Origin of the sequence: Jeotgalibacillus sp. JSM ZJ347 (assembly GCF_044383825.1) — a bacterium.
Classification (GTDB): domain Bacteria; phylum Bacillota; class Bacilli; order Bacillales; family Jeotgalibacillaceae; genus Jeotgalibacillus.
Genome location: NZ_JBISEN010000001.1, coordinates 162,245 through 187,019, shown reverse-complemented (window position 1 = coordinate 187,019; position 24,775 = coordinate 162,245). Strand labels below are relative to the sequence as shown.

General features: G+C 42.1%; 24 protein-coding genes, 1 tRNA gene and 1 riboswitch. Of the genes, 1 reads left to right on the top strand and 24 read right to left on the bottom strand.

Going from position 1 to position 24,775, the window contains the following annotated elements:
• Positions 1–16: 16 nt before the first annotated feature.
• The 14 genes from clpX to ACH6CZ_RS00830 form a co-directional block, all read right to left on the bottom strand.
• On the bottom strand, positions 17–1,288 hold the full coding sequence (gene clpX / locus ACH6CZ_RS00895) for an ATP-dependent protease ATP-binding subunit ClpX (protein ID WP_374095557.1): 1,272 nt from the start codon (positions 1,286–1,288) through the stop codon (positions 17–19).
• Between the two features lie 229 nt (positions 1,289–1,517).
• On the bottom strand, positions 1,518–2,807 hold the full coding sequence (tig, locus tag ACH6CZ_RS00890; protein ID WP_374095556.1) for a trigger factor: 1,290 nt from the start codon (positions 2,805–2,807) through the stop codon (positions 1,518–1,520).
• A 143-nt stretch (positions 2,808–2,950) separates the two neighbouring features.
• Positions 2,951–3,898 (bottom strand): tetratricopeptide repeat protein, encoded by a 948-nt coding sequence (locus tag ACH6CZ_RS00885; protein ID WP_374095555.1) that lies wholly within the window; start codon positions 3,896–3,898, stop codon positions 2,951–2,953.
• A 132-nt stretch (positions 3,899–4,030) separates the two neighbouring features.
• A tRNA-Arg gene (locus ACH6CZ_RS00880) sits at positions 4,031–4,104 on the bottom strand.
• Between the two features lie 170 nt (positions 4,105–4,274).
• Positions 4,275–4,784, bottom strand: a complete 510-nt coding sequence (locus ACH6CZ_RS00875) for a metallophosphoesterase (RefSeq protein WP_374095554.1) — start codon at positions 4,782–4,784, stop codon at positions 4,275–4,277.
• 9 nt (positions 4,785–4,793) lie between these two features.
• Positions 4,794–5,378, bottom strand: a complete 585-nt coding sequence (locus ACH6CZ_RS00870) for an XTP/dITP diphosphatase (RefSeq protein ID WP_374095553.1) — start codon at positions 5,376–5,378, stop codon at positions 4,794–4,796.
• On the bottom strand, positions 5,375–6,130 hold the full coding sequence (rph, locus tag ACH6CZ_RS00865; protein ID WP_374095552.1) for a ribonuclease PH: 756 nt from the start codon (positions 6,128–6,130) through the stop codon (positions 5,375–5,377). Before rph ends, ACH6CZ_RS00870 begins: the two co-directional genes overlap by 4 nt.
• A gap of 131 nt (positions 6,131–6,261) precedes the next feature.
• Positions 6,262–7,059 carry a glutamate racemase gene (gene racE / locus ACH6CZ_RS00860; RefSeq protein ID WP_374095551.1) on the bottom strand — a complete coding sequence of 266 codons (798 nt, stop codon included), beginning with the start codon at positions 7,057–7,059 and terminating at the stop codon, positions 6,262–6,264.
• Between the two features lie 16 nt (positions 7,060–7,075).
• A complete protein-coding gene (locus tag ACH6CZ_RS00855; protein WP_374095550.1) occupies positions 7,076–7,528 on the bottom strand; it encodes a MarR family winged helix-turn-helix transcriptional regulator in 453 nt (150 codons plus the stop codon).
• A gap of 108 nt (positions 7,529–7,636) precedes the next feature.
• The gene (locus tag ACH6CZ_RS00850; protein ID WP_374095549.1) at positions 7,637–7,849 is read right to left on the bottom strand and encodes a helix-turn-helix domain-containing protein; all 213 of its coding nucleotides are present in this window, start codon (positions 7,847–7,849) and stop codon (positions 7,637–7,639) included.
• 69 nt (positions 7,850–7,918) lie between these two features.
• Entirely contained in the window at positions 7,919–8,383 is a 465-nt protein-coding gene (locus tag ACH6CZ_RS00845; protein ID WP_374095548.1) for an acyl-CoA thioesterase, read from the bottom strand.
• A 110-nt stretch (positions 8,384–8,493) separates the two neighbouring features.
• Positions 8,494–9,267 (bottom strand): succinate dehydrogenase iron-sulfur subunit, encoded by a 774-nt coding sequence (sdhB, locus tag ACH6CZ_RS00840; protein ID WP_374095547.1) that lies wholly within the window; start codon positions 9,265–9,267, stop codon positions 8,494–8,496.
• Positions 9,268–9,269: 2 nt separating this feature from the next.
• Positions 9,270–11,030, bottom strand: coding sequence for a succinate dehydrogenase flavoprotein subunit (sdhA, locus tag ACH6CZ_RS00835; RefSeq protein WP_374095546.1), 1,761 nt, complete (start codon positions 11,028–11,030; stop codon positions 9,270–9,272).
• A 59-nt stretch (positions 11,031–11,089) separates the two neighbouring features.
• Positions 11,090–11,698, bottom strand: a complete 609-nt coding sequence (locus tag ACH6CZ_RS00830; protein WP_374095545.1) for a succinate dehydrogenase cytochrome b558 subunit — start codon at positions 11,696–11,698, stop codon at positions 11,090–11,092.
• Between the two features lie 382 nt (positions 11,699–12,080).
• Between ACH6CZ_RS00830 and ACH6CZ_RS00825 the strand changes: the two genes are divergently transcribed.
• Positions 12,081–12,524: a YslB family protein gene (locus tag ACH6CZ_RS00825; RefSeq protein ID WP_374095544.1), complete on the top strand. Its 444-nt coding sequence runs from the start codon at positions 12,081–12,083 to the stop codon at positions 12,522–12,524.
• Between the two features lie 39 nt (positions 12,525–12,563).
• Here ACH6CZ_RS00825 and ACH6CZ_RS00820 read toward each other — a convergent pair whose 3' ends face one another.
• From ACH6CZ_RS00820 to ACH6CZ_RS00775, 10 genes are all read right to left on the bottom strand, one after another.
• On the bottom strand, positions 12,564–13,793 hold the full coding sequence (locus tag ACH6CZ_RS00820; RefSeq protein ID WP_374095543.1) for an aspartate kinase: 1,230 nt from the start codon (positions 13,791–13,793) through the stop codon (positions 12,564–12,566).
• A 111-nt stretch (positions 13,794–13,904) separates the two neighbouring features.
• Positions 13,905–14,084: riboswitch (Lysine riboswitch) on the bottom strand.
• Between the two features lie 58 nt (positions 14,085–14,142).
• Positions 14,143–15,915: an excinuclease ABC subunit UvrC gene (uvrC, locus tag ACH6CZ_RS00815; protein ID WP_374095542.1), complete on the bottom strand. Its 1,773-nt coding sequence runs from the start codon at positions 15,913–15,915 to the stop codon at positions 14,143–14,145.
• Between the two features lie 92 nt (positions 15,916–16,007).
• Positions 16,008–16,322, bottom strand: a complete 315-nt coding sequence (trxA, locus tag ACH6CZ_RS00810) for a thioredoxin (RefSeq protein WP_039810207.1) — start codon at positions 16,320–16,322, stop codon at positions 16,008–16,010.
• Between the two features lie 276 nt (positions 16,323–16,598).
• The gene (locus ACH6CZ_RS00805; RefSeq protein ID WP_374095541.1) at positions 16,599–17,573 is read right to left on the bottom strand and encodes an electron transfer flavoprotein subunit alpha/FixB family protein; all 975 of its coding nucleotides are present in this window, start codon (positions 17,571–17,573) and stop codon (positions 16,599–16,601) included.
• Positions 17,574–17,601: 28 nt separating this feature from the next.
• Complete coding sequence (locus tag ACH6CZ_RS00800; protein ID WP_374095540.1) at positions 17,602–18,375, bottom strand: electron transfer flavoprotein subunit beta/FixA family protein; 774 nt, start codon at positions 18,373–18,375, stop codon at positions 17,602–17,604.
• Positions 18,376–18,394: 19 nt separating this feature from the next.
• Positions 18,395–19,168 (bottom strand): enoyl-CoA hydratase, encoded by a 774-nt coding sequence (locus tag ACH6CZ_RS00795; RefSeq protein ID WP_374095539.1) that lies wholly within the window; start codon positions 19,166–19,168, stop codon positions 18,395–18,397.
• A gap of 13 nt (positions 19,169–19,181) precedes the next feature.
• Positions 19,182–19,763, bottom strand: a complete 582-nt coding sequence (locus ACH6CZ_RS00790) for a fatty acid metabolism transcriptional regulator FadR (protein WP_374095538.1) — start codon at positions 19,761–19,763, stop codon at positions 19,182–19,184.
• A 108-nt stretch (positions 19,764–19,871) separates the two neighbouring features.
• Complete coding sequence (locus ACH6CZ_RS00785) at positions 19,872–21,572, bottom strand: long-chain-fatty-acid--CoA ligase (protein WP_374095537.1); 1,701 nt, start codon at positions 21,570–21,572, stop codon at positions 19,872–19,874.
• 414 nt (positions 21,573–21,986) lie between these two features.
• On the bottom strand, positions 21,987–22,394 hold the full coding sequence (locus ACH6CZ_RS00780) for a DUF350 domain-containing protein (RefSeq protein ID WP_374096487.1): 408 nt from the start codon (positions 22,392–22,394) through the stop codon (positions 21,987–21,989).
• A 20-nt stretch (positions 22,395–22,414) separates the two neighbouring features.
• Positions 22,415–24,772: an endonuclease MutS2 gene (locus ACH6CZ_RS00775; protein WP_374096486.1), complete on the bottom strand. Its 2,358-nt coding sequence runs from the start codon at positions 24,770–24,772 to the stop codon at positions 22,415–22,417.
• Positions 24,773–24,775 lie beyond the last annotated feature (3 nt).

Here is a 24,775-nt window from a genome sequence, read left to right as displayed (position 1 = left end):
GCTTTTGTCTTAGACTTTAAGCAGATGTTTTTTCTTCATCATCCAGATTAATTTCAGATCCATCTTCTCTGAGAAGAATTGGACGCTCAGTCTGCTCAACCGCACCTGGTGTGATAATACATTTCTTGATCTCTTCTCTTGAAGGAAGATCAAACATAACATCAAGCATCAGGTTTTCAATGATTGATCGCAGTCCGCGAGCACCGGTTTTACGTTCAATTGCTTTTCTTGAAATCTCACGTAAAGCTTCTTCTTCAAATTCAAGTTCCACATCATCAAGCTCAAGCATTTTCTGATATTGTTTTACGAGCGCATTTTTCGGCTGCGTTAAAATAGAGATTAATGCTTCTTCATCTAATGTTTCAAGTGTCGCAGTAACTGGAAGACGACCAATAAATTCAGGAATCAAACCGAATTTCAGCAGATCTTCCGGAACCAGCTTAGCAAGCAATTCGCGTTCTGTCAGGTCACCTTTTGATTCACCTGAACCAAAGCCGATCACTTTTTGACCAAGACGGCGCTTAATGATCTGGTCTACTCCATCAAACGCACCGCCGACAATGAAGAGAATATTCGTCGTGTCGATTTGGATAAATTCCTGATGCGGGTGCTTTCTTCCGCCTTGTGGAGGAACACTTGCAGTTGTTCCTTCAAGAATTTTCAGTAGCGCCTGCTGAACACCTTCACCTGAAACATCACGTGTAATAGATGGGTTTTCAGACTTGCGGGCTACTTTATCAATTTCGTCAATGTAAATAATGCCTTTTTCAGCACGCTCTACATCATAATCAGCAGCCTGAATCAGCTTCAGAAGAATGTTTTCAACATCTTCACCCACATAACCGGCTTCTGTCAGTGATGTAGCATCCGCAATTGCAAATGGTACATTCAGAATTCTTGCAAGCGTCTGGGCAAGAAGTGTCTTACCTGAACCGGTTGGTCCAATCAGACAGATGTTACTTTTTGCAAGCTCAACATCATCCACTTTACTGTTTGATTTAATTCGTTTGTAATGGTTATAAACGGCTACAGAAAGGGACTTCTTCGCACGTTCCTGGCCAATTACATAATCACCGAGAATTGAAAGGATTTCTTTCGGTTTCGGTACATCTTTAAATTCCACTTCTTCTTCTGTACCAAGTTCCTCTTCCACAATCTCAGTACAAAGCTCTATACATTCATCACAAATATATACACCCGGTCCGGCAACAAGTTTACGTACCTGCTCCTGGGTTTTTCCGCAAAAAGAACATTTCAGTTGTCCTTTTTCATCGTTAAATTTAAACATTACTTTCACCCCTTTATCAGTCTTGCTCTTTAATAGAGCACTTCTTTAACTCTGTAAAAAAAATTGTATCACATTGATCCTTTTGACGGAACTAACTCGAATTTCCCGATATGTTTTGCTAATAAACCTGTATGTATGTAATAACTTTGCGGTCAGTAGCCGCTAATACTTGCTTATGGTATAAAACAAGGCACGATCTAATCGCGCCTTGCTCCATTCTTACTTATTATTATGCAACAGTCTTGCTGTTTTCCACAAGAAAATCGATTGCTTTTTGTACACGCAGGTCATTTTCAAGGATTTCAGTAGATCCGCCAAGTGCAGCTTTGATCTGATCAACGGACATATTGAACTGCTCAGTCATGCTGCTAAGTTCAGACTCAACGTCTTCTTCGGTAACAGAGATGTTTTCAGCTTCAGCAATTGCTTCAAGTACAAGGTTCGTACGCACACGCTTTGCTGCGTCTTCCTGCATTTGTCCGCGAAGAGCATCTTCATCCTGACCACTAAACTGGAAGTAAAGGTCAAGGTTCATACCCTGAGCGCTAAGGCGCTGTTCGAATTCCTGCATCATGCGGTCAACTTCAGTGTTAACCATTGATTCTGGGATGTCGATTTCAGCGTTCTCAGAAGCTTTTTCAACTACTGAATCGCGAAGTGCCATTTCAGCAGCATTTTTCTTCTCTTCAGTCAGACGGTTCTTCGTCTTTTCCTTCAGCTCAGCAAGTGTTTCCACTTCTTCATCTGCATCTTTAGCAAATTCATCGTCAAGTTCAGGAAGTTCTTTTGCTTTGATTTCATGAACTTTCACTTTGAATGTTGCCGGCTTACCAGCAAGCTCTTCAGCGTGGTATTCTTCAGGGAAATTAACTTCAACGTCTTTTTCATCTCCTGTTGAAAGACCAACTAACTGCTCTTCAAAACCTGGAATGAAAGAACCTGAACCGATTTCAAGAGAATAGTTATCAGCTTGTCCGCCTTCAAATGCTTCTCCATCAACGAATCCTTCAAAGTCAAGAACGACTGTATCGCCGTCTTCTACTTTACCGTCTTCTTTTACTACAAGCTCTGCCTGGCGTTCCTGCAGCTGCTTAAGTTCTGCATCTACATCTTCATCAGTTACTTCTGCATCAAGCTTTTCCACTTCAAGTCCTTTGTATTCACCAAGTTTAACTTCTGGCTTAACAGTAACTTTTGCAGTGAAGATAAGCTCTTTACCTTTTTCCATTTGCTCTACGTCGATTTCAGGACGATCAACCGGTACGATACCAGCTTCGTCAACTGCATTTGCGTAAGCTTCAGGAAGGATTTCATCAAGAGCGTCCTGATAAAGTGATTCCACTCCGAAACGCTTTTCAAACATCTGGCGAGGCATTTTACCTTTACGGAATCCAGGTACGTTGATTTGCTTTACAACCTTTTTGAAGGCACTGTCAAGGCCTTTATTAACTGTTTCAGCGTCTACTTCTACTGTTAGTACGCCTTCATTACCTTCTTGCTTTTCCCATTTTGCTGACATAAATAATTCCCTCCAAAACATCTATTAAGTTAATGGTTTCATGTTCGACATGAAATCAATGATTCTTTCATTTATCTATTAAGAATCCCATTATGCAACCATTTCATTATAACATACGCGGTTTGTCTTTCAACTGCAAACCATTAGACCATTTCCACTTTTTCAAGCCTTCTGATTTCTGCCAGGAGTTCATTATATTCAAAATCTTCAAATGAATTCTGAACACCCAGATACTCATTAGCAAGTCTCAGGTAAGCATCAGAAATTACCTCCGGAGAATCTGTTCTCCATGTGAAAGGATAAAGTAAAAAGGCATGCTTTTGCAAGAGCTCTGCTGCAATTTCTGCTAATTGCGGCTGTGCACTCTCATTTGAGATAAACTTAGCAGCCTCAACATACATCTCTTGATCAAAAGGCTCCACCAATTCCGCCGGACAGACGGATATTTCTTTATTCCATTTGCAGACGACCGTTTCTTCAAAAATCCCCTGCTCTCTAAGAATGTTTAAAAGCAGTGTTTTGATAAATGGATGCGTCTGATCTTTTTCAATTTCATCAATAATATCGTCCTTCATCGGTCTGATATTCTGTTTTGCAAGTGCTGCCGCCTGAATCATTTGCTGCTCAAGGTCTCTTTGAAGCTGAAAGGATTGAAATGATTCTTCCTCAGCCTCTTTCTGTTCCTTTTGCTGCTCACTAAGCTCGATCAGATTCTGAAGTCGCACGGCTTTTTCAGGTTGTAATTCATTTTCTTCTAATAAAGGTTGTATGAATGATGAAATCTCATTGAACTTCCTTAACTGAATCAGGTTCATAACGTAAAGTTCAATTAATTCGTCATATTCCCCTGACCCTTCCCGGAGCATTTGTCTGCAAAGGTCTGCAGATTCTGACCATTGATTATTTTCATAATACGCAACTGCAAGTGAAGTACCTGCCGCCGCATCATGTTCATCAAGTTCAAGCGCCTGCTCCAAAAGGCTGATGGCTTCAACATTCTCCTGATTTTGCAGCATGTCCAATCCTCGTTCTACGAGCCGGTCTTTTAATCCCGGGAACGGTATTACACGCCTGCCCTGCTGCTCAGCCATATATGATGAACCACCTTCCGTAATCTTTTTGAATTGAGTGTAGCATTGTCTTTTACAAAATGCCAAGAAAAGCACTATGCAAAAATAAAAAAGCCCGCCTGTTACATTTGTAACAGGCGGGCTTTCAGTTAGCGTCCCAGGAGCGACTCGAACGCCCGACCGACAGCTTAGAAGGCTGTTGCTCTATCCAACTGAGCTACTGGGACATTATGTAGTACGTCTTGTTAAGGACAATTATTATTATATAAATATATTCAATAAAAGTCAATGCATTTTCAAATATTATTTTAAAGTATTTTAAACGGGTTAAAAGATACCGGTTTATACGCTGTACCGTCCAGCTTGCATGCACTCTGGACGGTACACCTTTTATCATTTAGTCATTAAATGAACCGGTCCATGATAATAGTTTATCATGCTGATTTGTATAAAACACGACTTCAACCTGAAGATTTTCAACATTGACGACTGCATATGTCGGTTCATTGCGATCACGCGGGAGCCTGATGCTGCCTGGATTCAGAAACAGCTTATGGTCAAGTATCTCCGCTCCCAACTGATGAGAATGCCCGAAAATAACAACATCAGCGTTATTTTCATCCGCTTTATAACGGACTCTGTCTAATGATGATTTAATTCCATACAGATGGCCGTGAGTGATAAATATCTTAATATCTCCGCAATCCACGACTTCATCCTCAGGATATGAAGAGTCAAAGTCACAATTGCCTCTAACTTTCACAAATGGTTTCATTGCCTCAGAGTCAAAGGGAAGCTCTGAATCTCCGGCATGTAACATATAATCAACTTTATCTTCCCAGTGTTTCCTTACTTCAGTAATAATATGTGCATCACCATGATTATCACTTACAATTAACAACTTCATCAGATCACCTCACTGAAACTGTGATTGTAATTTTCTGAGCGCGTTTGCACGATGGCTGATTTGATTTTTTTCATCAGATGTCAACTCTGCAAAAGTTTTTTGATATACCTCTGTATAAAAGATCGGGTCATAGCCGAAGCCATTTTCACCACTTGGTTTTGAAGTTATATACCCTTCCGCTTCGCCAGTAAACAACCTGGTTGCTTTCCCTGGTTCAGCCAGTGCAAGTGTGCAGTGGAAACGCGCAGTTCTTTTGCCATCAGGGACACCATCTAACTTTAATAACACTTTTTCAATATTCTTCTGATCATTTTTTTCAGCACCCGCATATCGTGCAGAAAACACGCCGGGTTCACCGTCAAGTGCATCGACAATCAATCCACTGTCATCTGCAATCACACTGACATCAAGCTTTCGTGCAATTGTTTCAGCTTTTAAAGCAGCATTCTCAGCAAATGTAACACCCGTTTCTTCAACTTCCTCTAATGCAGGATAATCAGCAAGCGTTTTGACTTCATAGCCCAGCGGATTTAGCAGCTTCTCAAAATCCTTCGCTTTCCCTTTATTGTTTGTGGCGATAATGATCTTTTTCATGATTTTACATCACTCACAATCTTAGCTGTTAATTCTTGACCGAGAATTGATTTTTGTTCATCAATAATGCGTTCAATTCCCGCTCGTCCGATACTCAGCATATCGAGCAGTTCCTGATGCGTGAATGCAGCTTCTTCCCCAGTTCCCTGAAGCTCTACAAATTCACCCTTACCCGTCATCACAATGTTCATATCAACATCTGCTGTACTATCTTCAGCATAGTTCAAATCAAGGATCGGTTCCCCGTCTGAATTAATGCCTGCTGACACAGCAGCCAGAAAGTCTTTTACAGGAAATAAAGGAAGTTCTTTTTCGAGAGTCAGTTTTTCTATTGCAAGCGCCATTGCAGCAAAAGCGCCTGAAATCGAAGCAGTTCTTGTCCCGCCGTCTGCCTGAATGACATCGCAGTCAATCCATACCGTTTTTTCTCCAAGCGCATCAAGGTCTACAACGGCACGCAACGCCCGTCCGATCAAACGCTGAATTTCCATTGTACGCCCACTGACTTTTCCTTTGGAGGATTCACGGATTGTCCGCTGTCCGGTCGCTCTTGGAAGCATCGCATACTCAGCTGTAATCCAGCCCTTCCCCTGACCTCTCATAAAAGGCGGCACTCTGTCTTCAATACTCGCGGTGCAAATAACTTTAGTGTCACCAAAGGCAACAAGCACCGATCCTTCAGGGTGCATCAGATAATTCTTTTCTATCGTAATTTGTCTCATATCTGAGACAGCTCTTCCATCAGGTCTCACATTTATTCACTCCATCTTTTGTGTTGACTTCTAATAAGCCGGCTGATGTTTTTTGCACACATCTTCAGTTACGTAAATACTACGATTATTTACTATAAATTTAAATTTTAACGATAAAAGCCGTGATTAGCTCACGGCAATTTTACGGATTCTACTACCAGGGAATCATCGTTCATCCATTCCCTTGCAACTTGTCCAAATATAACAGGGGAACCTGTTGTGTAATAAATGTGCTGCTGTCTTTCATGGCGGGCATTTAACTCTCCGCGGTAAGACAGGATCGCACTAACTTCTCTGGCGGTTTCATCACCTGAGCTGATCACTTTTACTGACGGTCCCATATACTGTTCAATTAAAGGCTGCAGTAAAGGGTAGTGTGTACATCCAAGAATCAGCGTATCAATCGGATGATGCCTCATGTCATTCAACGTTTCTGCAACAATTTTCTTCGCCATTGAACTGTTATATTCTCCACTTTCAACAAGCGGCACAAACTTTGGACATGCTTTAGGATATGTCTGAATACTCTCTTTTAAACTGCACAGCACTTTTTCATAAGCCCTGCTTTTGATCGTTCCGTCAGTACCAAGTATGCCTACACAGTTATTCTTAGTGTATTTGATCGCTGAGCGTGCACCCGGTGAGATGACCCCAATAACCGGGATATCAAAAGCTGTCCTGATCTCTTCAAGTGCAGCTGCTGTTGCAGTGTTGCAGGCAATCACCAGCATTTTGATGTCCTGTCTGTATAGAAACTCAGCCATTTCCCACGTGTATTTTCTAACCTCTTCTTCAGGTCTTGGTCCATATGGGCAGCGGGCTGTGTCTCCTAAATAGATGATCTGTTCATTTGGAAGCTGGTAGATAATTTCCCTGGCAACTGTCAGGCCGCCAACACCAGAATCCATTACGTCGATTGCTCTGCTCAAGAAAAACGCCTCACTCTTATTTCATTTCGCCGTGTAATTTACTCAGCACTTTTGCAAGAGAAGTGACTTCATCTTCAGTAAATCCTGATAGCACATCACTTAAGTCCTGCTGACGCTTTTTAATTACTTCTTCAATAATTCTTTCGCCTTCTTCTAACAGATGAATTCTTACTACCCGGCGGTCATGTTCATCTTTCACTCTGACAACCAGACTGCTTCTTTCCATCCGATCAATTAAATCTGTTGTTGTGCTGCAGGCAAGATACATTTTATTCGATAATTCACCAATCGTCATATCTCCTGCTTCAAACAGCCACTGCAGCGCCACGAATTGTGGTGGCGTGATTGTGTACTGACTAAGAATTTCTCTGCCTTTTTGTTTGATCAGTCCGGAAATATAGCGGAGGTCCTTTTCGATATCTGCTACAACCTCTTTTGGATGAAGCTCTTGTACTCCTTTAGTTTCCATCGGTTCATACACTCCCTATGTTTCGTTCTACTAATATTGTCGCCTTTTTATTGTTAATAATCAAGAACATTTAAATTTACACGATGTAACAAAAAAACTGTCTCCCGATCAGAGAGACAGTTCTTCTAGCCTTAGCAGTTCTACAATTGCCTGAGACCTTCCTTTAACACCAAGCTTTTGAATCACATTAGAAATGTGATTCCGGACTGTTTTTTCACTGATAAATAATTCAGAAGCAATTTCTTTTGTTGTCTTATCTTTAAGTAAAAGGTTAAAAACTTCCTTTTCTCTTTTCGTTAGAATTGACGTTCTCCGAGCCACACTTTCTTCCCCCTTATTCAATAACACCGTTTGTTCAGTGTATGAATGGCAGGGAGAAGAAGTGAGGAATCAAACGTCTATTTTTAATGCCGGATGAAGAAGGAGTTCTCTCTGCTGATCCGTCCAGGGTACACCTTTACCGGTCGCCTTACCCATCTGCACCATCGTACCTCTTCCACAGAATACCGGTTCGCCGCCAGCATTCATCCCCATATAGTGAATATCGACTGAAGAATTCCCTACTGATTCAGCTTTTACATAAACCTTTAGCTCCTGATCAAAAAATACCTGCTTTAAAAAATCGCACTGCAGATTCGCAACAACCGGAATTGACTCATGAGATGTCTGAAGCCAGTTCTGCATAAATCCAAGGTGCTTTAGAAACTCAATTCTTGCCTGCTCAAAATAAATAAACGGCACTGTATTATTTAAATGGCCGAATAAATCAGTTTCAGAAAATCGTACTTTTACTGGGTAATAAAATTCAAATCCCGCTTTCCACTCTTCCATATCCTTTATGTATGGTATCTTCATTTTCCGCATCCCCTTCAATAAATGAATGATCATTCATTTGTATTCTACATGAACAATGCCTATTTGAACAGAAAAATCCAGGTGCCGGATAAGCACCTGGATGAGTGATTTTATACTTCTTTGTCACTTCCGAAGAAGTTTCTGAACATCTGAAGGTTTGTATCGCGGTTCAGTGCTGCTATTGATGTTGTAAGCGGAATGCCCTTAGGACACGCCTGAACACAGTTTTGTGAGTTACCGCAGTTTGATAGTCCACCATCGCCCATAATTGATTCAAGACGCTCATTTTTATTCATTGCACCGGTTGGATGTGCATTGAACAGGCGAACCTGAGATAACGGTGCAGGACCAATGAAGTCTGATTTACTATTCACGTTTGGACACGCTTCAAGGCAGACACCACAAGTCATACATTTAGAAAGTTCATATGCCCACTGACGCTTTTTCTCAGGCATACGCGGTCCGGGACCAAGGTCATAAGTACCGTCAATCGGAATCCACGCCTTCACTTTTTTCAGTGAGTCGAACATGCGGCTGCGATCTACCTGAAGGTCACGTACAACCGGGAATGTTTTCATTGGCTCAAGCTTAATTGGCTGCTCCAGTTGATCGACAAGTGCCGTACATGACTGACGCGGCTTGCCGTTGATGACCATTGAGCAGGCTCCACATACTTCCTCAAGACACCCCATATCCCAAGAGACAGGAGTTGTTTTTTCACCTTTTTTATTGAAAGGATTTCGTCTGATCTCCATTAGTGCAGAAATGACGTTCATGTTTGCACGGTATGGAATCTCAAACTCTTCGAAATAAGGCGCAGAATTCTCATCGTCCTGGCGGTGTATTTCAAATCTGATGACTTTTTCTTCTGTTGCTGTTGCCATGATTATTTTGCTCCTTTCTTCTTAGAGTAATCACGCTTACGCGGTTCGATCAGTGATACATCGACATCTTCAAAGTGGAATTCCGGTGAGTTTGTTCCCGGATTGAATTTAGCCATTGTTGTTTTCAGGAACTTCTCATCGTTACGTTCCGGGAAGTCCGGCTTATAGTGGGCTCCACGGCTTTCATCACGGTTCAGTGCACCGATTGTTACAACGCGTGCTAAGTGCAGCATGCCTTTCAGCTGACGGGTAAATACTGCGCCCTGGTTACTCCATTTAGCTGTATCGTTAATGTTAATACGATTAAAGCGTTCCTGAAGCTCCTGGATTTTTGCATCCGTTTCACGCAGCTTATCGTTGTGACGAACAACCGTTACATTATCAGTCATCCACTCACCAAGCTCTTTATGGATCACATAGGCATTTTCATCGCCGTCCATTGCCATGATTTCATCCCACTCCTGCTTCTTTTCATTCTCGAAACGCGTGTAGATTTCCTCAGGCATATCTTCAACAGTCTTCTCAAGTCCCTGGATGTATTTCACTGCGTTTGGTCCTGCGACCATTCCACCATAAATAGAAGAAAGCAGTGAATTTGCTCCAAGACGGTTCGCACCATGGATAGAGTAATCACATTCACCTGCTGCGAACAGTCCAGGAATGTTTGTCATCTGATCAAAGTCTACCCAAAGTCCACCCATTGAATAGTGAACGGCCGGGAAGATCTTCATTGGTACTTTACGCGGGTCATCACCCATGAATTTTTCATAGATCTCAATGATGCCTCCGAGTTTGATATCAAGCTCTTTTGGATCTTTGTGGGACAGATCAAGGTAAACCATATTTTCACCATTGATTCCAAGCTTCTGTCTGACACATACATCAAAGATTTCACGTGTTGCGATATCACGCGGAACAAGGTTACCGTAGGCAGGATATTTCTCTTCAAGGAAGTACCAAGGCTTACCGTCTTTATACGTCCATACACGTCCGCCTTCACCACGAGCTGATTCACTCATCAGACGAAGCTTGTCATCTCCCGGAATTGCTGTCGGGTGAATCTGAATGAACTCACCGTTTGCGTAATATACGCCCTGCTGATAAGCAACAGATGCAGCAGCACCTGTGTTGATTACAGAGTTTGTAGATTTTCCGAAGATAATGCCAGGTCCGCCTGTTGCAAGAATAACTGCGTCCCCTTTGAAAGATTTGATCTCCATTGTCTTCAGATCCTGAGATACAACCCCGCGGCAAACACCATCGTCATCAAGAACTGAACCAAGGAATTCCCAGCCTTCATATTTTGTTACAAGACCGGCTACTTCGTGTCTGCGTACCTGCTCATCTAATGCATATAGCAGCTGCTGACCAGTTGTAGCACCGGCAAATGCTGTACGGTGGTGCTGTGTACCACCAAAGCGGCGGAAATCAAGCAGACCTTCAGGTGTTCTGTTGAACATAACGCCCATACGGTCAAGAAGGTGAATAATTCCCGGTGCTGCATCACACATTGCTTTAACCGGAGGCTGGTTTGCAAGGAAATCTCCACCGTATACTGTGTCATCAAAGTGCTCCCAAGGAGAATCCCCTTCTCCTTTTGTATTAACAGCTCCATTTATACCGCCCTGTGCACAAACAGAGTGTGATCTTTTTACAGGTACAAGCGAGAAGAGGTCTACTGACATTCCTGCTTCAGCTGCTTTAATCGTTGCCATTAGGCCGGCCAGACCGCCACCTACAACGATGATTCTACCTTTACTCATTTTGTCACTCTCCTTACTGATATCAAAAGCTGCTTACTGCAGCTGAAAAAGTTAACGAATTAAACAAATGCAAGAATTGAACGGATACCAATGATTGTCAGTACTACAAACACACCAAGTGTTGCATACGTTGAAATCTTTTGTGAACGAGCGCTCACCGTGATACCCCAGCTGACCATAAATGACCATAGACCGTTAGAGAAGTGGAACGTTGTCGATACGACTCCAAGTATGTAGAATGCAACCATCCATGGATTCGCTAAGATCTGCTCCATCATACCGAAGTTTACTTCAGCTCCAAGTGCAGCCTGAATACGAGTTTCCCATACGTGCCAAGTCACGAAAATCAATGTGATGACACCTGAAATACGCTGCCAGAAAAACATGTAGTTACGAAGTGTTCCATAACGTCTTGTGTTGTTCTTAGCAGTGAATGCGATATATACTCCATAGATTGCGTGGAAGTATAAAGGAATAAAGATAATAAATAGTTCTAAGAAAATTCTGAATGGTAAACTTTCCATGAAATGCGCTGCATCGTTGAAAGCCTGTTCGCCTCTAGTAGCGAAATGGTTGACAACTAAATGTTGAATCAGGAAGATCCCTACTGGTATAACCCCTAGTAAAGAATGCAGCCTCCTCCAATAAAACTCTCGATTTTCCGCCATCGAATGTAACCCCCTCTAAAATAAATACAGCTGCTGAAAGCTATTCCCTAGAATGATAGATTCAGCAAAATTTTCGCACAGTATAACATTTATGTGACAAATTTATTGTACTCCTCTCGTAATGGAGCGTCAAGAAAACGTATACATAAAAACGATTCTAAATATTTTTTATTCTATCTGCTCAGTTATAGGGGATTTTCCTATATTTTTCTGCTGTTTTTCACAAAAAATTCACAAAATCACTTTTCACAATTTATTATTTCAAAAAACTGCTTATCTATATGACAATATGCCGATTTCGCTAGAAAATCTCTATTTGACCTTACACTTTCACACACAACAATTTATAATGAAGAGATTGAAAGTGAGGTTCGGTTAATCAATGAGCGATAATGACAATATGACACAGGACTTATTTGGCTACCGGTTGATCAGGGATGAACTGATACCGGATCTTTTAGGTAACCATACAAAAGATATCCTGTACTGGGCAGGAAAAAAACTTGCCAGAAGCTACCCATGCAGTAACGAAGGCGAAATTATTTCTTTTTTCATCCGGGCAGAGTGGGGTGACCTCTCTATCATAAAACAAAAAAATTATGAAATACATTTCGAACTCGCAGGCAATGTGGTGCAGGAAAGAATTCAGCACAATGACCCGCTGTTTACACTCGAAGCAGGCTTTATTGCTGAACAGATTGCGATGATTAAGCAATATCAGACCGAGGCTGTTTATACCCGCAATAAAAAACACTGCGTTCAGATCGAGCTAAAATGGGATCAAAAAGACCCCTATTCATTACCTTCGAGAAAAGCCAGTTTATAAAAATTCAGCAGGCTCCATGTTTTACAGGAGCCTGCTGTTTTATGCTTCTACAGTATTTTTGTTAAGCCCAAAGCTTTCATGAATTGCATTTGCAGCATTGATCATCTCATGTGAATCAACAACAACTGATACTTTGATCTCAGACGTGCTGACCATTTTCACCTGAATGTTCTGCTCTGCAAGCACACGGAACATCTGCGCCGCCACACCAGGGTTTGAAACCATCCCTGATCCGACAATCGAAACTTTTGACAGATTTGTTTCATGCTCAATTTCCTCGTAGCCAATTTCTTCTTTGTTGCGCGCGAGAATCTGTAAAGTCTCTTCAAGTGACGACTCTTTTATCGAAAATGACAAATTTACTTTCCCTGTATCAAGCTTACTTTGAATAATGATATCCACATCTATATGATTTTCAGCAAGAATGGAGAACACTGCAGGGAATCCTGTCAATTCATTCTCAAGACCTACAACCGTCATTCTTACGATACCCTTATCAAACGCTACGCCCCTTACTACTAAATGCTCTTCCATTGGTGCATCCTCCTCAATTAACGTTCCTTCAATTTCTTCCATACTTGATCTGACTGTTAATTTAATCCCGTAATTTTTTGCAAACTCAACTGCTCTCGGATGCAGCACACCCGCTCCAAGGTTCGCAAGTTCAAGCATTTCATCATATGAAATCCCGTTTAGCTTCCTGGCGCCTTTCACATAACGCGGGTCGGTAGAATATACACCATCTACATCTGTATATATATCGCATCTTTCAGCATTTAAAGCTGCAGCAAGCGCAACGGCTGTTGTATCAGAGCCACCCCGGCCAAGCGTTGTGATTTCACCGTTTTCATCCATGCCCTGGAATCCTGCAACAACAATGACACGCCCTTCTCCGAGCAGGCTTTCAACGCGATTTGTCTTCACTTCAGTAATTCTTGCATTGCTGAATACAGGCTCTGTGCGGATTCCCGCCTGCCATCCGGTTAAAGATGTACTTTTATAGCCTCTGTTCTGCAGTGCCATTGCAAGTAAAGACGTAGACATCTGCTCACCAGTCGTCAGCAGCATATCCATTTCTCTTTTTTCAGGCCGCGAAGTCATCTCTCCAGCAAGCCTGACTAATTCATCAGTTGTTTTTCCCATTGCGGATACAACAACAATGACGTCATTTCCCTTTTCCTTCTCAAGGATCACTCTGTTTGCGACGTGATGTATTTTTTCAACCGATCCTACTGAAGTACCGCCAAATTTTTGTACAATGATTCCCACTTTATTTCCTCTTCCCTAACATTATTTCTCAACTGTTTACGACAATAAAAAAAGCAACAGGGAGAAAATCTCCCCATTGCTTTTATACAGACAATATTATCTGAATCGCACAGGTGAGATAGCTCTCCAGAACGTAATTGTTCTGACAGCCCTGCATTTGTTAAATACAGAACCAGCAAAAAATCTGATGAATGATTTTCCGCTTCGGCGGTCTGCACCTTTCACGCTGCTTCACAGGGTTTCATCACCCTCATCAGCGGTACTCTTTGCATCCGCACCTCTATCACCACTTTAAAATAAAGTGTTCAATTGTGAATCATTATAGCATGAGACTTTTCAGTCAGCAATGCTAATCCTGTAATTTTTCAATGACTTTTTCAGCAGTCTTTGAAGGTAATCCTGCTTTAACAATTTCCTCAAGCGATGCTTCTCTCAGCTTTTTCACAGATCCGAAATATTTCAGCAGCTGCTTTTTCCGCTGTGGTCCGACACCTTCAATATCATCGAGCACAGACTGAATGGAGTTTTTCGCACGTACCTGCCTGTGGAATGTAATTGCAAAGCGGTGCACTTCATCCTGAATTCGCTGCATAAAGTAAAATTCCTGACTGCGTCTGTTCAGCGGAACAACTTCAAGCGGGTCGCCGAATAAAAGCTGGGAAGTGTTGTGGCGATCATCTTTTGCAAGACCAGCCACCGGAACGTCAAGACCAAGTTCATGTCGTAAGATTTCTTTCGCAGCTTCAATCTGACCTTTCCCTCCATCAATTACAATCAGATCAGGCAGCGGCAGTTCATCCTTGAGAACTCTTGTATACCGTCTTCTGATCACTTCACGCATTGATTCATAATCATCCGGTCCCTGAACAGTTTTAATTTTATATTTACGGTACTCTTTTCTGGCCGGCTTTCCGTCTACAAAAACAACCATTGCCGACACGGCATCAGAGCCCTGAATATTAGAATTATCGAAAGCTTCTATCCTGTATGGCGTATAAATGTTCATTGCTTCACCCAGATTTTCAGCCGCTTTGATCGTTCTTTCTTCATCCCGCTCAATTAATGCAAATTTTTCCGTTAAAGCAATAGAAGCATTTTTTGCCGCAAGATTAACTAGATCTTTTTTCTGTCCTCTGACAGGCTGTCTCACATTCGTTTCAAGCAGCTCTTCAGCCATTTTCTGGTCAATTGTTTGCGGGATTAATACTTCTTTAGGTTTAAAATGGTTCGGCTTCATATAAAACTGACCTAGAAACGATAGGAATTCACCTTCCGCTTCATCATAGATCGGAAATAGTGAAACGTCCCGTTCAATCAGCTTACCCTGACGGATAAAGAAAACCTGTACACACATCCAACCCTTATCTACCGCATAACCGAAAATATCGCGGTTTGTAAAGTCATTCATGGTCATCTTCTGTTTTTCCATTGTCGCTTCTATATGAACGATTTGATCACGGAATTCTTTTGCACGCTCAAACTCAAGATTTTCAGCTGCCTGTTCCATTTTTACTTTAAGATCTTTTTTTACTTCTTTGAAACCGCCGTTTAAAAACCTGGCAATGTCCTCAGTCATTTGGCGGTATGTGCTTTGCTCCACTTTGAATTCACAAGGTGCCAGACACTGCCCCATATGGTAATACAGACAGACTTTATCAGGCATTGTTCTGCATTTTCTTAATGGATACATTCTATCCAGCAGCTTTTTCGTTTCATTGGCTGCCTGAGCATTCGGGTAAGGCCCAAAGTATTTACCTTTATCTTTTTTTACTTTACGCGTAATGAGTAGTCTCGGGTGACGCTCTGCTGTTACTTTTATAAAAGGATAGTGTTTATCATCTTTAAGCATAACATTATATTTCGGGTCATGCTTTTTAATGAGATTTAATTCAAGAACGAGCGCTTCCATATTAGATGAGGTCACGATATATTCAAAGTCCTCAATTTCTGAGACAAGGCGCTGTGTTTTCCCGTCGTGTGAGCCTGTAAAGTAGGATCTCACTCTATTTTTAAGTACTTTCGCTTTTCCCACATAAATAATTGTACCCTGTCTGTCCTTCATCAGATAACAGCCGGGCTGGTCAGGAAGGACTGCGAGTTTATGTTTCAGTTGATCTTTCATGTTGTAAGCCTCCTGCACGCATGTTACCTATATTTTACTCAATTGAGAGTCAGAAGCAAAATAAAAGCCGGGCACAAGGCCCGGCTCAGTTATTATGCGTGTTTGTTTAATAGTTCTTCAAGTGCTTCTTTCGGCTGGAAGCCTACTACTTTGTCAACGATTTCTCCGTCTTTGAATACGACAAGTGTCGGGATACTCATGACACCGTATTTGCTTGCTGTTTCCTGGTTTTCATCAACATCAAGCTTTACGATTTTTACTTTATCACCCATGTCAGTATCAAGCTCTTCTAGAACTGGTGCAATCATTTTACAAGGTCCGCACCATGTAGCCCAGAAGTCTGCCAGTACTAAACCGTCTTTTGTTTCATTAGCGAATGTTTGATCAGTTGCGTGTGCAATTGCCATTTTGAAATTCCTCCTTGTTGAATACGAATATAGTCAAAGTATAGCAGGGAGTATATCGTATTTCCACGTTTTTGCCTGAGAATTGAAAAGAGCCTGAGACAATGTGTCAGGCTCCTGGAACCGTTTCGCTGCGCTTCAGGTGGACGCTTTCCGCAGGGCCGGAGGTTAGCCTCCTCGTGCTTCGCACTGTCCCACCTGTCCGACTTCTCCTGCTGGAGTCGCCGCCTTCCGCTCCGCAGCACTTAAATTTCTATAAAAGTTTAACTTCTCAGCTGATTAAGACACTTTAACTTTCTTGAATTCTTCAATCAGCAGCGGCACTACGTCAAACAGGTCGCCAACGATGCCATAATCAGCTACTTTGAAGATGTTCGCTTCAGGGTCTTTATTGATCGCAACGATTACTTTAGAGTTCGACATTCCAGCCATGTGCTGGATTGCACCTGAGATTCCGCATGCGATATAAAGGTCAGGTGTAACAACTTTACCAGTTTGACCAATCTGCAGTGAGTAATCGCAATAGTCAGCGTCACAAGCTCCACGTGACGCACCAACAGCGCCTCCAAGCAGGTCAGCAAGCTCTTTCAACGGCTCAAAGCCGTCTTCACTCTTCACACCACGACCACCTGCAACAATCACTTTAGCTTCTGAAAGGTCTACACCATCAGTCGCTTTTCTTACCACTTCTTTAATAATTGTGCGAAGGTCTGTGATGTCAACGCTTACAGACGAAACATCACCAGAACGTCCCTCTTCTTTTTCAAGAGCAGGAATATTATTTGGTCGGATTGTAATGAATGTAAGACCCTCTTTAATTACTTTCTTCTCAAATGCTTTACCACTGTAGATTGGACGAATAAATTTCGGCGAATCGCCATCCGCTTCGATTGCAGTCACATCTGATACAAGTCCGCTGTTTAGTCTGCTTGCAAGCTTAGGTGACAGATCTTTACCTAATGAAGTGTGTCCCATCACAATGCCTTCAGGGCTTTCCTGTTCAATCACTGCAAGCAGCGCCTGAGAGAAGCCATCTGAAGAATACTGTTCAAGCTTTGCATCTTCGACTGTAATCACACGGTCTGCGCCGTATGCAACCAGCTCATTTGCCACGTCTGAGATCCCGTTTCCGATCAATACGCTGATTACTTCCCCGCCATCAGCAATTGTCTTACCCGCTGCAATCGCCTCAAATGATACATTTCTAAGTGATCCTTCTCTTGTTTCTGCTAATACAAGTACTTTTTTGCTCATTGGTTAAACCTCCTGAATAGTTATAGAGTTAGACTACTTTTGCTTCAGTACGAAGAAGTTGCACAAGTTCTTTCACCTGAGCGTCAACTTCACCTTCAAGAATACGGCCAGCTTCTTTTGCCGGTGGAAGATAAATTTCAACCGTTTCTGTTTTAGGTTCTACATCATCTTCTTCAAGATCAAGATCATCAAGTTCGATTTCATCAAGCGGCTTTTTCTTCGCTTTCATGATACCTGGAAGTGATGGATATCTTGGGTCATTTAACCCCTGCTGAGCCGTTACAAGAAGCGGCAGTGACGTTTCAATTGTTTCAGAATCCCCTTCAACATCACGTACGATTTCTACTTTATCGCCATCAACTTTGATACTTGTGATTGTTGTTACATAAGGAATGTCAAGATAATCGGCTACACGTGGTGCAACTTGTCCCGATCCGCCATCGATCGCAACATTACCACCGATAATCAGATCTGCTTCTTTATCTTTCAGATATTCAGAAAGGATTTTCGCGATCGAAAATTCATCCGTCATATCTACATCATCTTCAATATTAATGAGTACCGCTTTATCAGCACCCATTGCAAGCGCAGTACGAAGCTGCTTTTCAGTTTCTTCATCTCCAACAGATACGACTGTTACTTCTCCGCCGTGCTCGTCTTTCAGTTGAATTGCCTCTTCAATTGCATATTCATCATATGGATTGATGATGAATTCAGCACCATCCTCAGCAATTTGCCCGCCTTGAACAGAGATTTTTTCCTCAGTGTCAAACGTTCTTTTCATTAGCACATAAATGTTCATGTATATTCCCTCCTGTTAATTATTGACCTTTAAATTCAGGTTTTCTTTTTTCAATAAATGCACTGATACCTTCTTTTGCATCTTCAGATACAAAGACATCCCCGAAAATTTCAGCTTCTCTTGCAACCCCATCATGAAAGTCAGCTGTTTTCGCATACTGCAACAGTTCAAGTGCAGCTTCAACTGAAACCGGACTTTTACCGGCAAGCTTCAATGCAAGCGCTTTCGATTTTTCGTGCACTTCTTCTTCAGGGAATGCTTTATTCGCAAGCCCCCATTGCACTGCTTCAACGCCAGTGATCGGATCACTTGAAAGCAGCATTTCCGCCGCCTTAGCAAACCCTACATAACGCGGAAGGCGCTGTGATCCGGCAAACCCGGGTACAAGACCCAGCTGAAGCTCCGGAAGTCCAAGTTTGGCTGTCTCACTGACGTAGCGGATGTGGCATCCCATCGCAAGTTCAAGCCCTCCTCCAAGTGCAGCACCATGAATAGAAGCGATAATCGGCTTTGAGAACGCTTCCATTCTTTCGAAAACCTGTTGGCCTTTTTCAGCCAATTTGGAGAACTCAGCTCCTGATTTAACCTGAGTGAATTCTTTAATGTCTGCTCCAGCAGAGAAAAATCGTCCTTCACCGTGGATCAGCAGAACACGCACCTGATCATCGTGCTCCACTGCATCAAGCCAGCCGTCAACTTCACGGATCAGGTCACTCGCCAGCGCATTAGCCGGCGGCCGGTTGATCACAGCAGTGGAGATATAATGGTCATTCTCCCATCTTAAGAAATTCATTCTGTTCTCCCCTTTATTTGCATAATCCTTTTACTAAAAGCCTATGTACACCCTGTGACAGTTCAGTGATTGAATACTTCTGGTCATTAATCACCCAGCTTGTTGCCACCTCATCAATCGTACCAAATACCATCTGCCTTGCCAATCGAATATCAAGGTCTTCAGTTAAGACACCTGTGTCTACTCCGTTTTGAAGGACATCATCAACCAGAACCAGATACTCTTTTAACACTTTATTAATTCTCATTCTGATGTCTTTATTGGACTGCCTCAGCTCAAGCTGTGTTACAATAGCGAGATGGTGATCATCTGCAAGCATCTGAAAATGACTTTCTACAAGCACTTTTAATTGCTCCACGGCATCTTCAGTGTTCGCCATTTTTTTTCTGATTTTCTGAACAAACTGACCCATCTTCTCTTCAAAAAGAGAGATAAGAATATCTTCTTTGTTCTTGAAATATAAATAGATCGTGCCATCAGCTACTCCTGCCTGTTTGGCAATCTTTGAAACCTGTGCATGATGGTAGCCGTTTTCAGCAATGACCACTACGGCAGCATCAATAATCAGTTTATATTTTGGTTTATCTTTCTTCATCCGGTCATCACCCTTCAATTGCAAATAAAAAAGACGAAAATATGAATGACTATTCATTCATATTTTCATCTTACTAAGAAAACCTGACTTCGTCAAGAAAAAACATTGTTATGACGAATGCTTTTGCTGCTGTTGCTTTTCCTTCTCTTCTTCGACTAGCTGCCTTCTGAGAATCTTACCAACTGCTGTTTTTGGAAGTTCTTCACGGAACTCATAAATTCTTGGCACTTTATAAGAAGCCATATGCTTTCTTGCAAATTCATCAAGTTCTTCTTCAGTCACTTTCTGGTTCTGCTTTTGTACCACAAACAGCTTAACTGTTTCACCGCGGTACGCATCAGGTACGCCAACAGCGACAACTTCCTGAACTGCAGGATGCTCATACATTACTTCTTCAATCTCACGCGGATAAATATTAAAGCCGCCCGCTATAATCATATCTTTCTTACGATCTACTACATAAAAGTAGCCTTCCTCATCCATATACCCAAGATCACCGGTATAGAGCCAGCCGTCACGTAATACAGCCGCTGTTTCTTCTGGCTGGTGCCAGTAGCCCTTCATGATTTGAGGACCTTTTACGATGATTTCCCCAACTTCTCCTGGCGGAAGCTGTTCTCCGGTTTCCATGGAAACGACTTTCGATTCTGTATCCGGCCACGGAACACCTACACTTCCCTTGACCCGTTTCGCATCCCATATAAAGTTTGAGTGAGTAACCGGTGAAGATTCAGTCAGTCCATATCCTTCTACCAGCTTGCCTCCTGTCACTTTTTCGAACTCCTCCTGCACTTCAACCGGAAGTGGCGCGGAACCGCTCAGGCAGGATTCTACAGAAGTAAGATCATACTTCTTCAGATCAGGGTGATTTAATATACCGATATAAATTGTCGGCGCCCCCGGGAAAATGGTCGGCTTTTGCTTATGGATCGTTTTCAGCGCTGTTTCAACATCAAACTTAGGCAGCAGGATCATCTTATATCCCTGCATAATAGAAAGGATCATAACAGTGGTCATACCGTACACGTGGAAGAACGGTAAAATACCAAGAATACTTTCTTCACCTTTTTTGTTTTTATACAGCCACGCGTCACACATTGAAGCATTTGCAATCAGGTTCTTATGCGTCAGCATAACACCTTTTGGAAAACCTGTTGTCCCACCTGTATACTGCAGGATCGCAATATCCTCTTCAAAATCAAGCAGCGGGATATCAGGATCAGAGGTAGCAGTTTTTAAGATTTCTGTCAGCAGGTGATTACTGCCTGAGTGTTCCACTTTTACTGTCATACCGTATTGTTTCTTTTGAATAAACGGATAGATCAGGTTTTTAGGAAACGGCAGAAAATCTTTAATGGCTGAGATAATAATGTGTTCAAGATCAGTGTCATTAAAAACCTTAGAAATCCGAGGAAATAAAATATCCATCGAGATAATTGCTTTTGCGCCTGAATCCTTCATCTGGTATTCAAGTTCACGCTCTGTATAAAGTGGATTTGTCTGAACGACTACTCCGCCTGCGTACAAAATACCGTAGTACGCAATAACAGATGCCGGCATGTTCGGCAGCATAATCGCTACACGATCACCTTTTTGAATACCGATGTCCTGCAAATACTTTGCCATTTTAAGAGACGATTCATACATTTCCTTGAATGTAAATTCTTTGCCCATAAAATGTACAGCGATTTTTTCCGGCCACTGTTTTGCAGCTTCCGTTAAGTACGCGTGAACCGGTTTCGGTTCGTACTTTAGGTGGGTAGGAATTGTTTCGGGGTAAAGCTTCAGCCAAGGCTGTGATGACATCATAAAACCTCCTTCTTTTTAGTGAAATAATTAGAAAATTCTCATTTCTGATTTCATTATAAGCTAAAAAGAAAACGGTTACAATTTTATTATGAGAAAAAAGACACAGAGTGTCTTTTTCTAATTTGATCCATTTTTGTGAAACGCTGATCCTTGGAGTGCAGGTCTACTGTTTTCACGGATGGACGCTTAAGCCCCCTCAGGCAGAAAACCGCTACCTTCCGGTGTCTTCCTTTCACTAGCCTCTGTTCTTCACTGCAAGGATCAGCAGTATGGTAATGGTATCTAACGCTTTTTTGAAGAAAAATTATTTATTTTCAAAGTTATAACGTTACCAAATAAATAACCCCAATCACCATAAAAACTGCACAGCAGACAATGAGGATTTTAATTAAGTTTTCCATTATTCATTCTCTCCTAGTTTATACTTGCTCCGATGACGTATGACAATCCGATTGAAATCAGCATGGAAATCAAACCCACTGCTCTGTTATCTGCTTTAATTTCTTCATCAACTTTAAAACCCGGTGTCAGGAATTCAAAAACGAAATATGCGATCAGCAGCAGGACAAATCCATAAAGTCCCCAGCCCATCATGTTCAGGAGTGTATCATGCTGGCTAATGGAACTCCGGAAAATATTAGCGATACCAAACACTTTACCACCTGTTGCCATCGCAACTGAAATGTTACCGTTTTTAATTTCTTCCCAGTTTTTATATTTAGTCACCAGTTCAAAAATTGAAAGAAACACAATCATACAGACAACGACTACGCTGAAATATCCGGCTGTTTCAATCAGAGGGTGCTGCCAGAACCCTTCCATTCCGCTCACCTTCTGTCCCATTATTCGAACTCTACAACGGTCACACCGCTGCCTCCTTCACCGTCTTCACCAAGGCGGACCTTTTTAACTGAACGGTGGTTTTTTAATTTCTCCTGTACGCCTGACCGGAGTGCACCGGTCCCTTTTCCGTGAATAATTGACACTCTCGGATAGCCTGCGAGCAGTGCATCATCAATATATTTATCCACTCTCATCAATGCATTCTCAAAACGTTCTCCACGGAGATCAAGCTCAAGACTGACGTGGAAGTCCTTTCCCTTCACTGTTGCCAGCGGTTTCGGGTCCGGTTTTTTCTCACCCTTAATAAATTCAAGGTCTGTTTCATTGACTTTCATCTTCAGGATTCCCATCTGCACAGCCCATTCTTTATCATCAGTCTTCTTTATCAATGTACCTTTCTGACCGAAGCTGAGTACATTGACTTCATCTCCCGGCTGAAGCTTGCGTTCAGATTTTGCTTTAGGCTGCTTCTTTTTGGCAGATGATTTTGGTGCTGCATCATCAAGACGTTTTCTGGCATCAATCAGCTCGTGTTCTTTCACATCAGCCTGCTTCTCAAATCTGAGCTGTCTAAGTTCTGACATAACTTCTTCTGCTTCAGCTTTGGATTTCTCAACGATCTCCTGTGCTTTTGATTTCGCTTTTTCGATCATATCATCTTTTTTTGCATAGTAGTCTGCCATTTGCTTTTGTAAATCACGGTGGATTTTTTCAGCGTCTTTCAGCAGCTCATGCGCTTCTTCATAATCTGTCTCCGCACTTCTGCGGCTTGTCTCGAGAGAAGCAATCATCGCTTCAACTGCTTTGCTGTCTGTACCTACAAATGATTTCGCGTGTTCAATCACATGATCACTTAATCCAAGGCGCTTAGAAATATCAAATGCGTTACTGCGTCCAGGTACCCCGATCAGCAGTCTGTAAGTGGGGCTGAGTGTTTCAACATCAAATTCCACGCTCGCATTAATGACACCATCACGGTTATAGCCATAGGCTTTCAATTCAGGATAATGCGTGGTTGCGACAACTCTTGCTCCCAGACCATGCACTTCATCAAGAATCGAAATCGCAAGTGCTGCACCTTCCTGAGGGTCAGTCCCTGCTCCAAGCTCATCAAACAGAATCAGACTTTCACTGTCAGCCTGCTTTAAGATCTCAACAATATTCACCATATGAGAAGAGAATGTACTTAAACTTTGTTCAATTGACTGCTCATCGCCGATATCAGCATGAACTGATTGGAATACGGCGATTTTTGATCCATCAAGCACAGGTATTGGCAGACCAGCCTGCGCCATTAATGTACATAAACCAATTGTTTTTAATGTAACAGTTTTACCGCCGGTGTTCGGACCTGTGATGACAATCGTTGAAAACTCATCACCGAGATAAATATCGTTAGCGACTGCCTCTTCCATTGAAAGCAGAGGGTGTCTTGCCTTATTAAGCTTAATGATTCCCTGGTCATTTACTTCCGGTTTTGTCGCTTTAATTGTTCGTCCATATTTAGCTTTAGAAAACATGAAATCCAGGTCAGCAAGAATATCGACTGTTAACAGCAGGTTTTCTGCTTCATACTGCACCTCCAGAGAAAGTGCAATCAGGATTTTTTCAATTTCCTCCTGCTCCTTCAGACGCTGCTCTCTCAACTGGTTGTTAAACTGTACAATCGAAGCCGGTTCTATAAAGAGTGTCTGACCGGAAGAGGACTGGTCATGAACAATTCCGCCATAATGACTTCTATATTCCTGCTTAACAGGAATCACGTAACGGTCATTCCGGATGGTAATGACTGCATCTGACAGCATTGTCGCTGCATTTTTAGAACGAATTGCACTTTCAAGTTTCTCTCTTACTCTGCTTTCACTCGTTCTGATTCTCTGACGTATCGCGCGCAGCTCCATGCTGGCTGAGTCGAGCACTTCTCCGCTTTCATCAATCGAATCAAAAATCTGATGCTCAAGCGGTGTTAAAACAGCCAGCATTTCTTTTTTCTCCGTGATAATTGGAATAGAGATTTCCCGTTCCTCATGAAGATCTTCTACAAAATTCCGGATATTTTTCCCTGCTCTGATTGTACTCGCGACCTGAATCAATTCAGCCGCACTCAGCATACCGCCTATCTGTGAGCGTTTGATGTGCGGTCTGATATCAAATATTCCGCCGAGCGGCATCCCACCTTTTAGTCTTAAGATAGAAGCCGCTTCATCAGTTTCATCCTGGAGTCTCTGCACTTCATCTAACGAAAATGAAGGCTCCATTTTTTCAATTCTCATTGAACCAAGTGAAGAAGCTGCATGCTCCATCACCAAGTTTTTGATTTTATCAAATTCAAGCGTTTTAATTGATTTTCTCAACAGCTT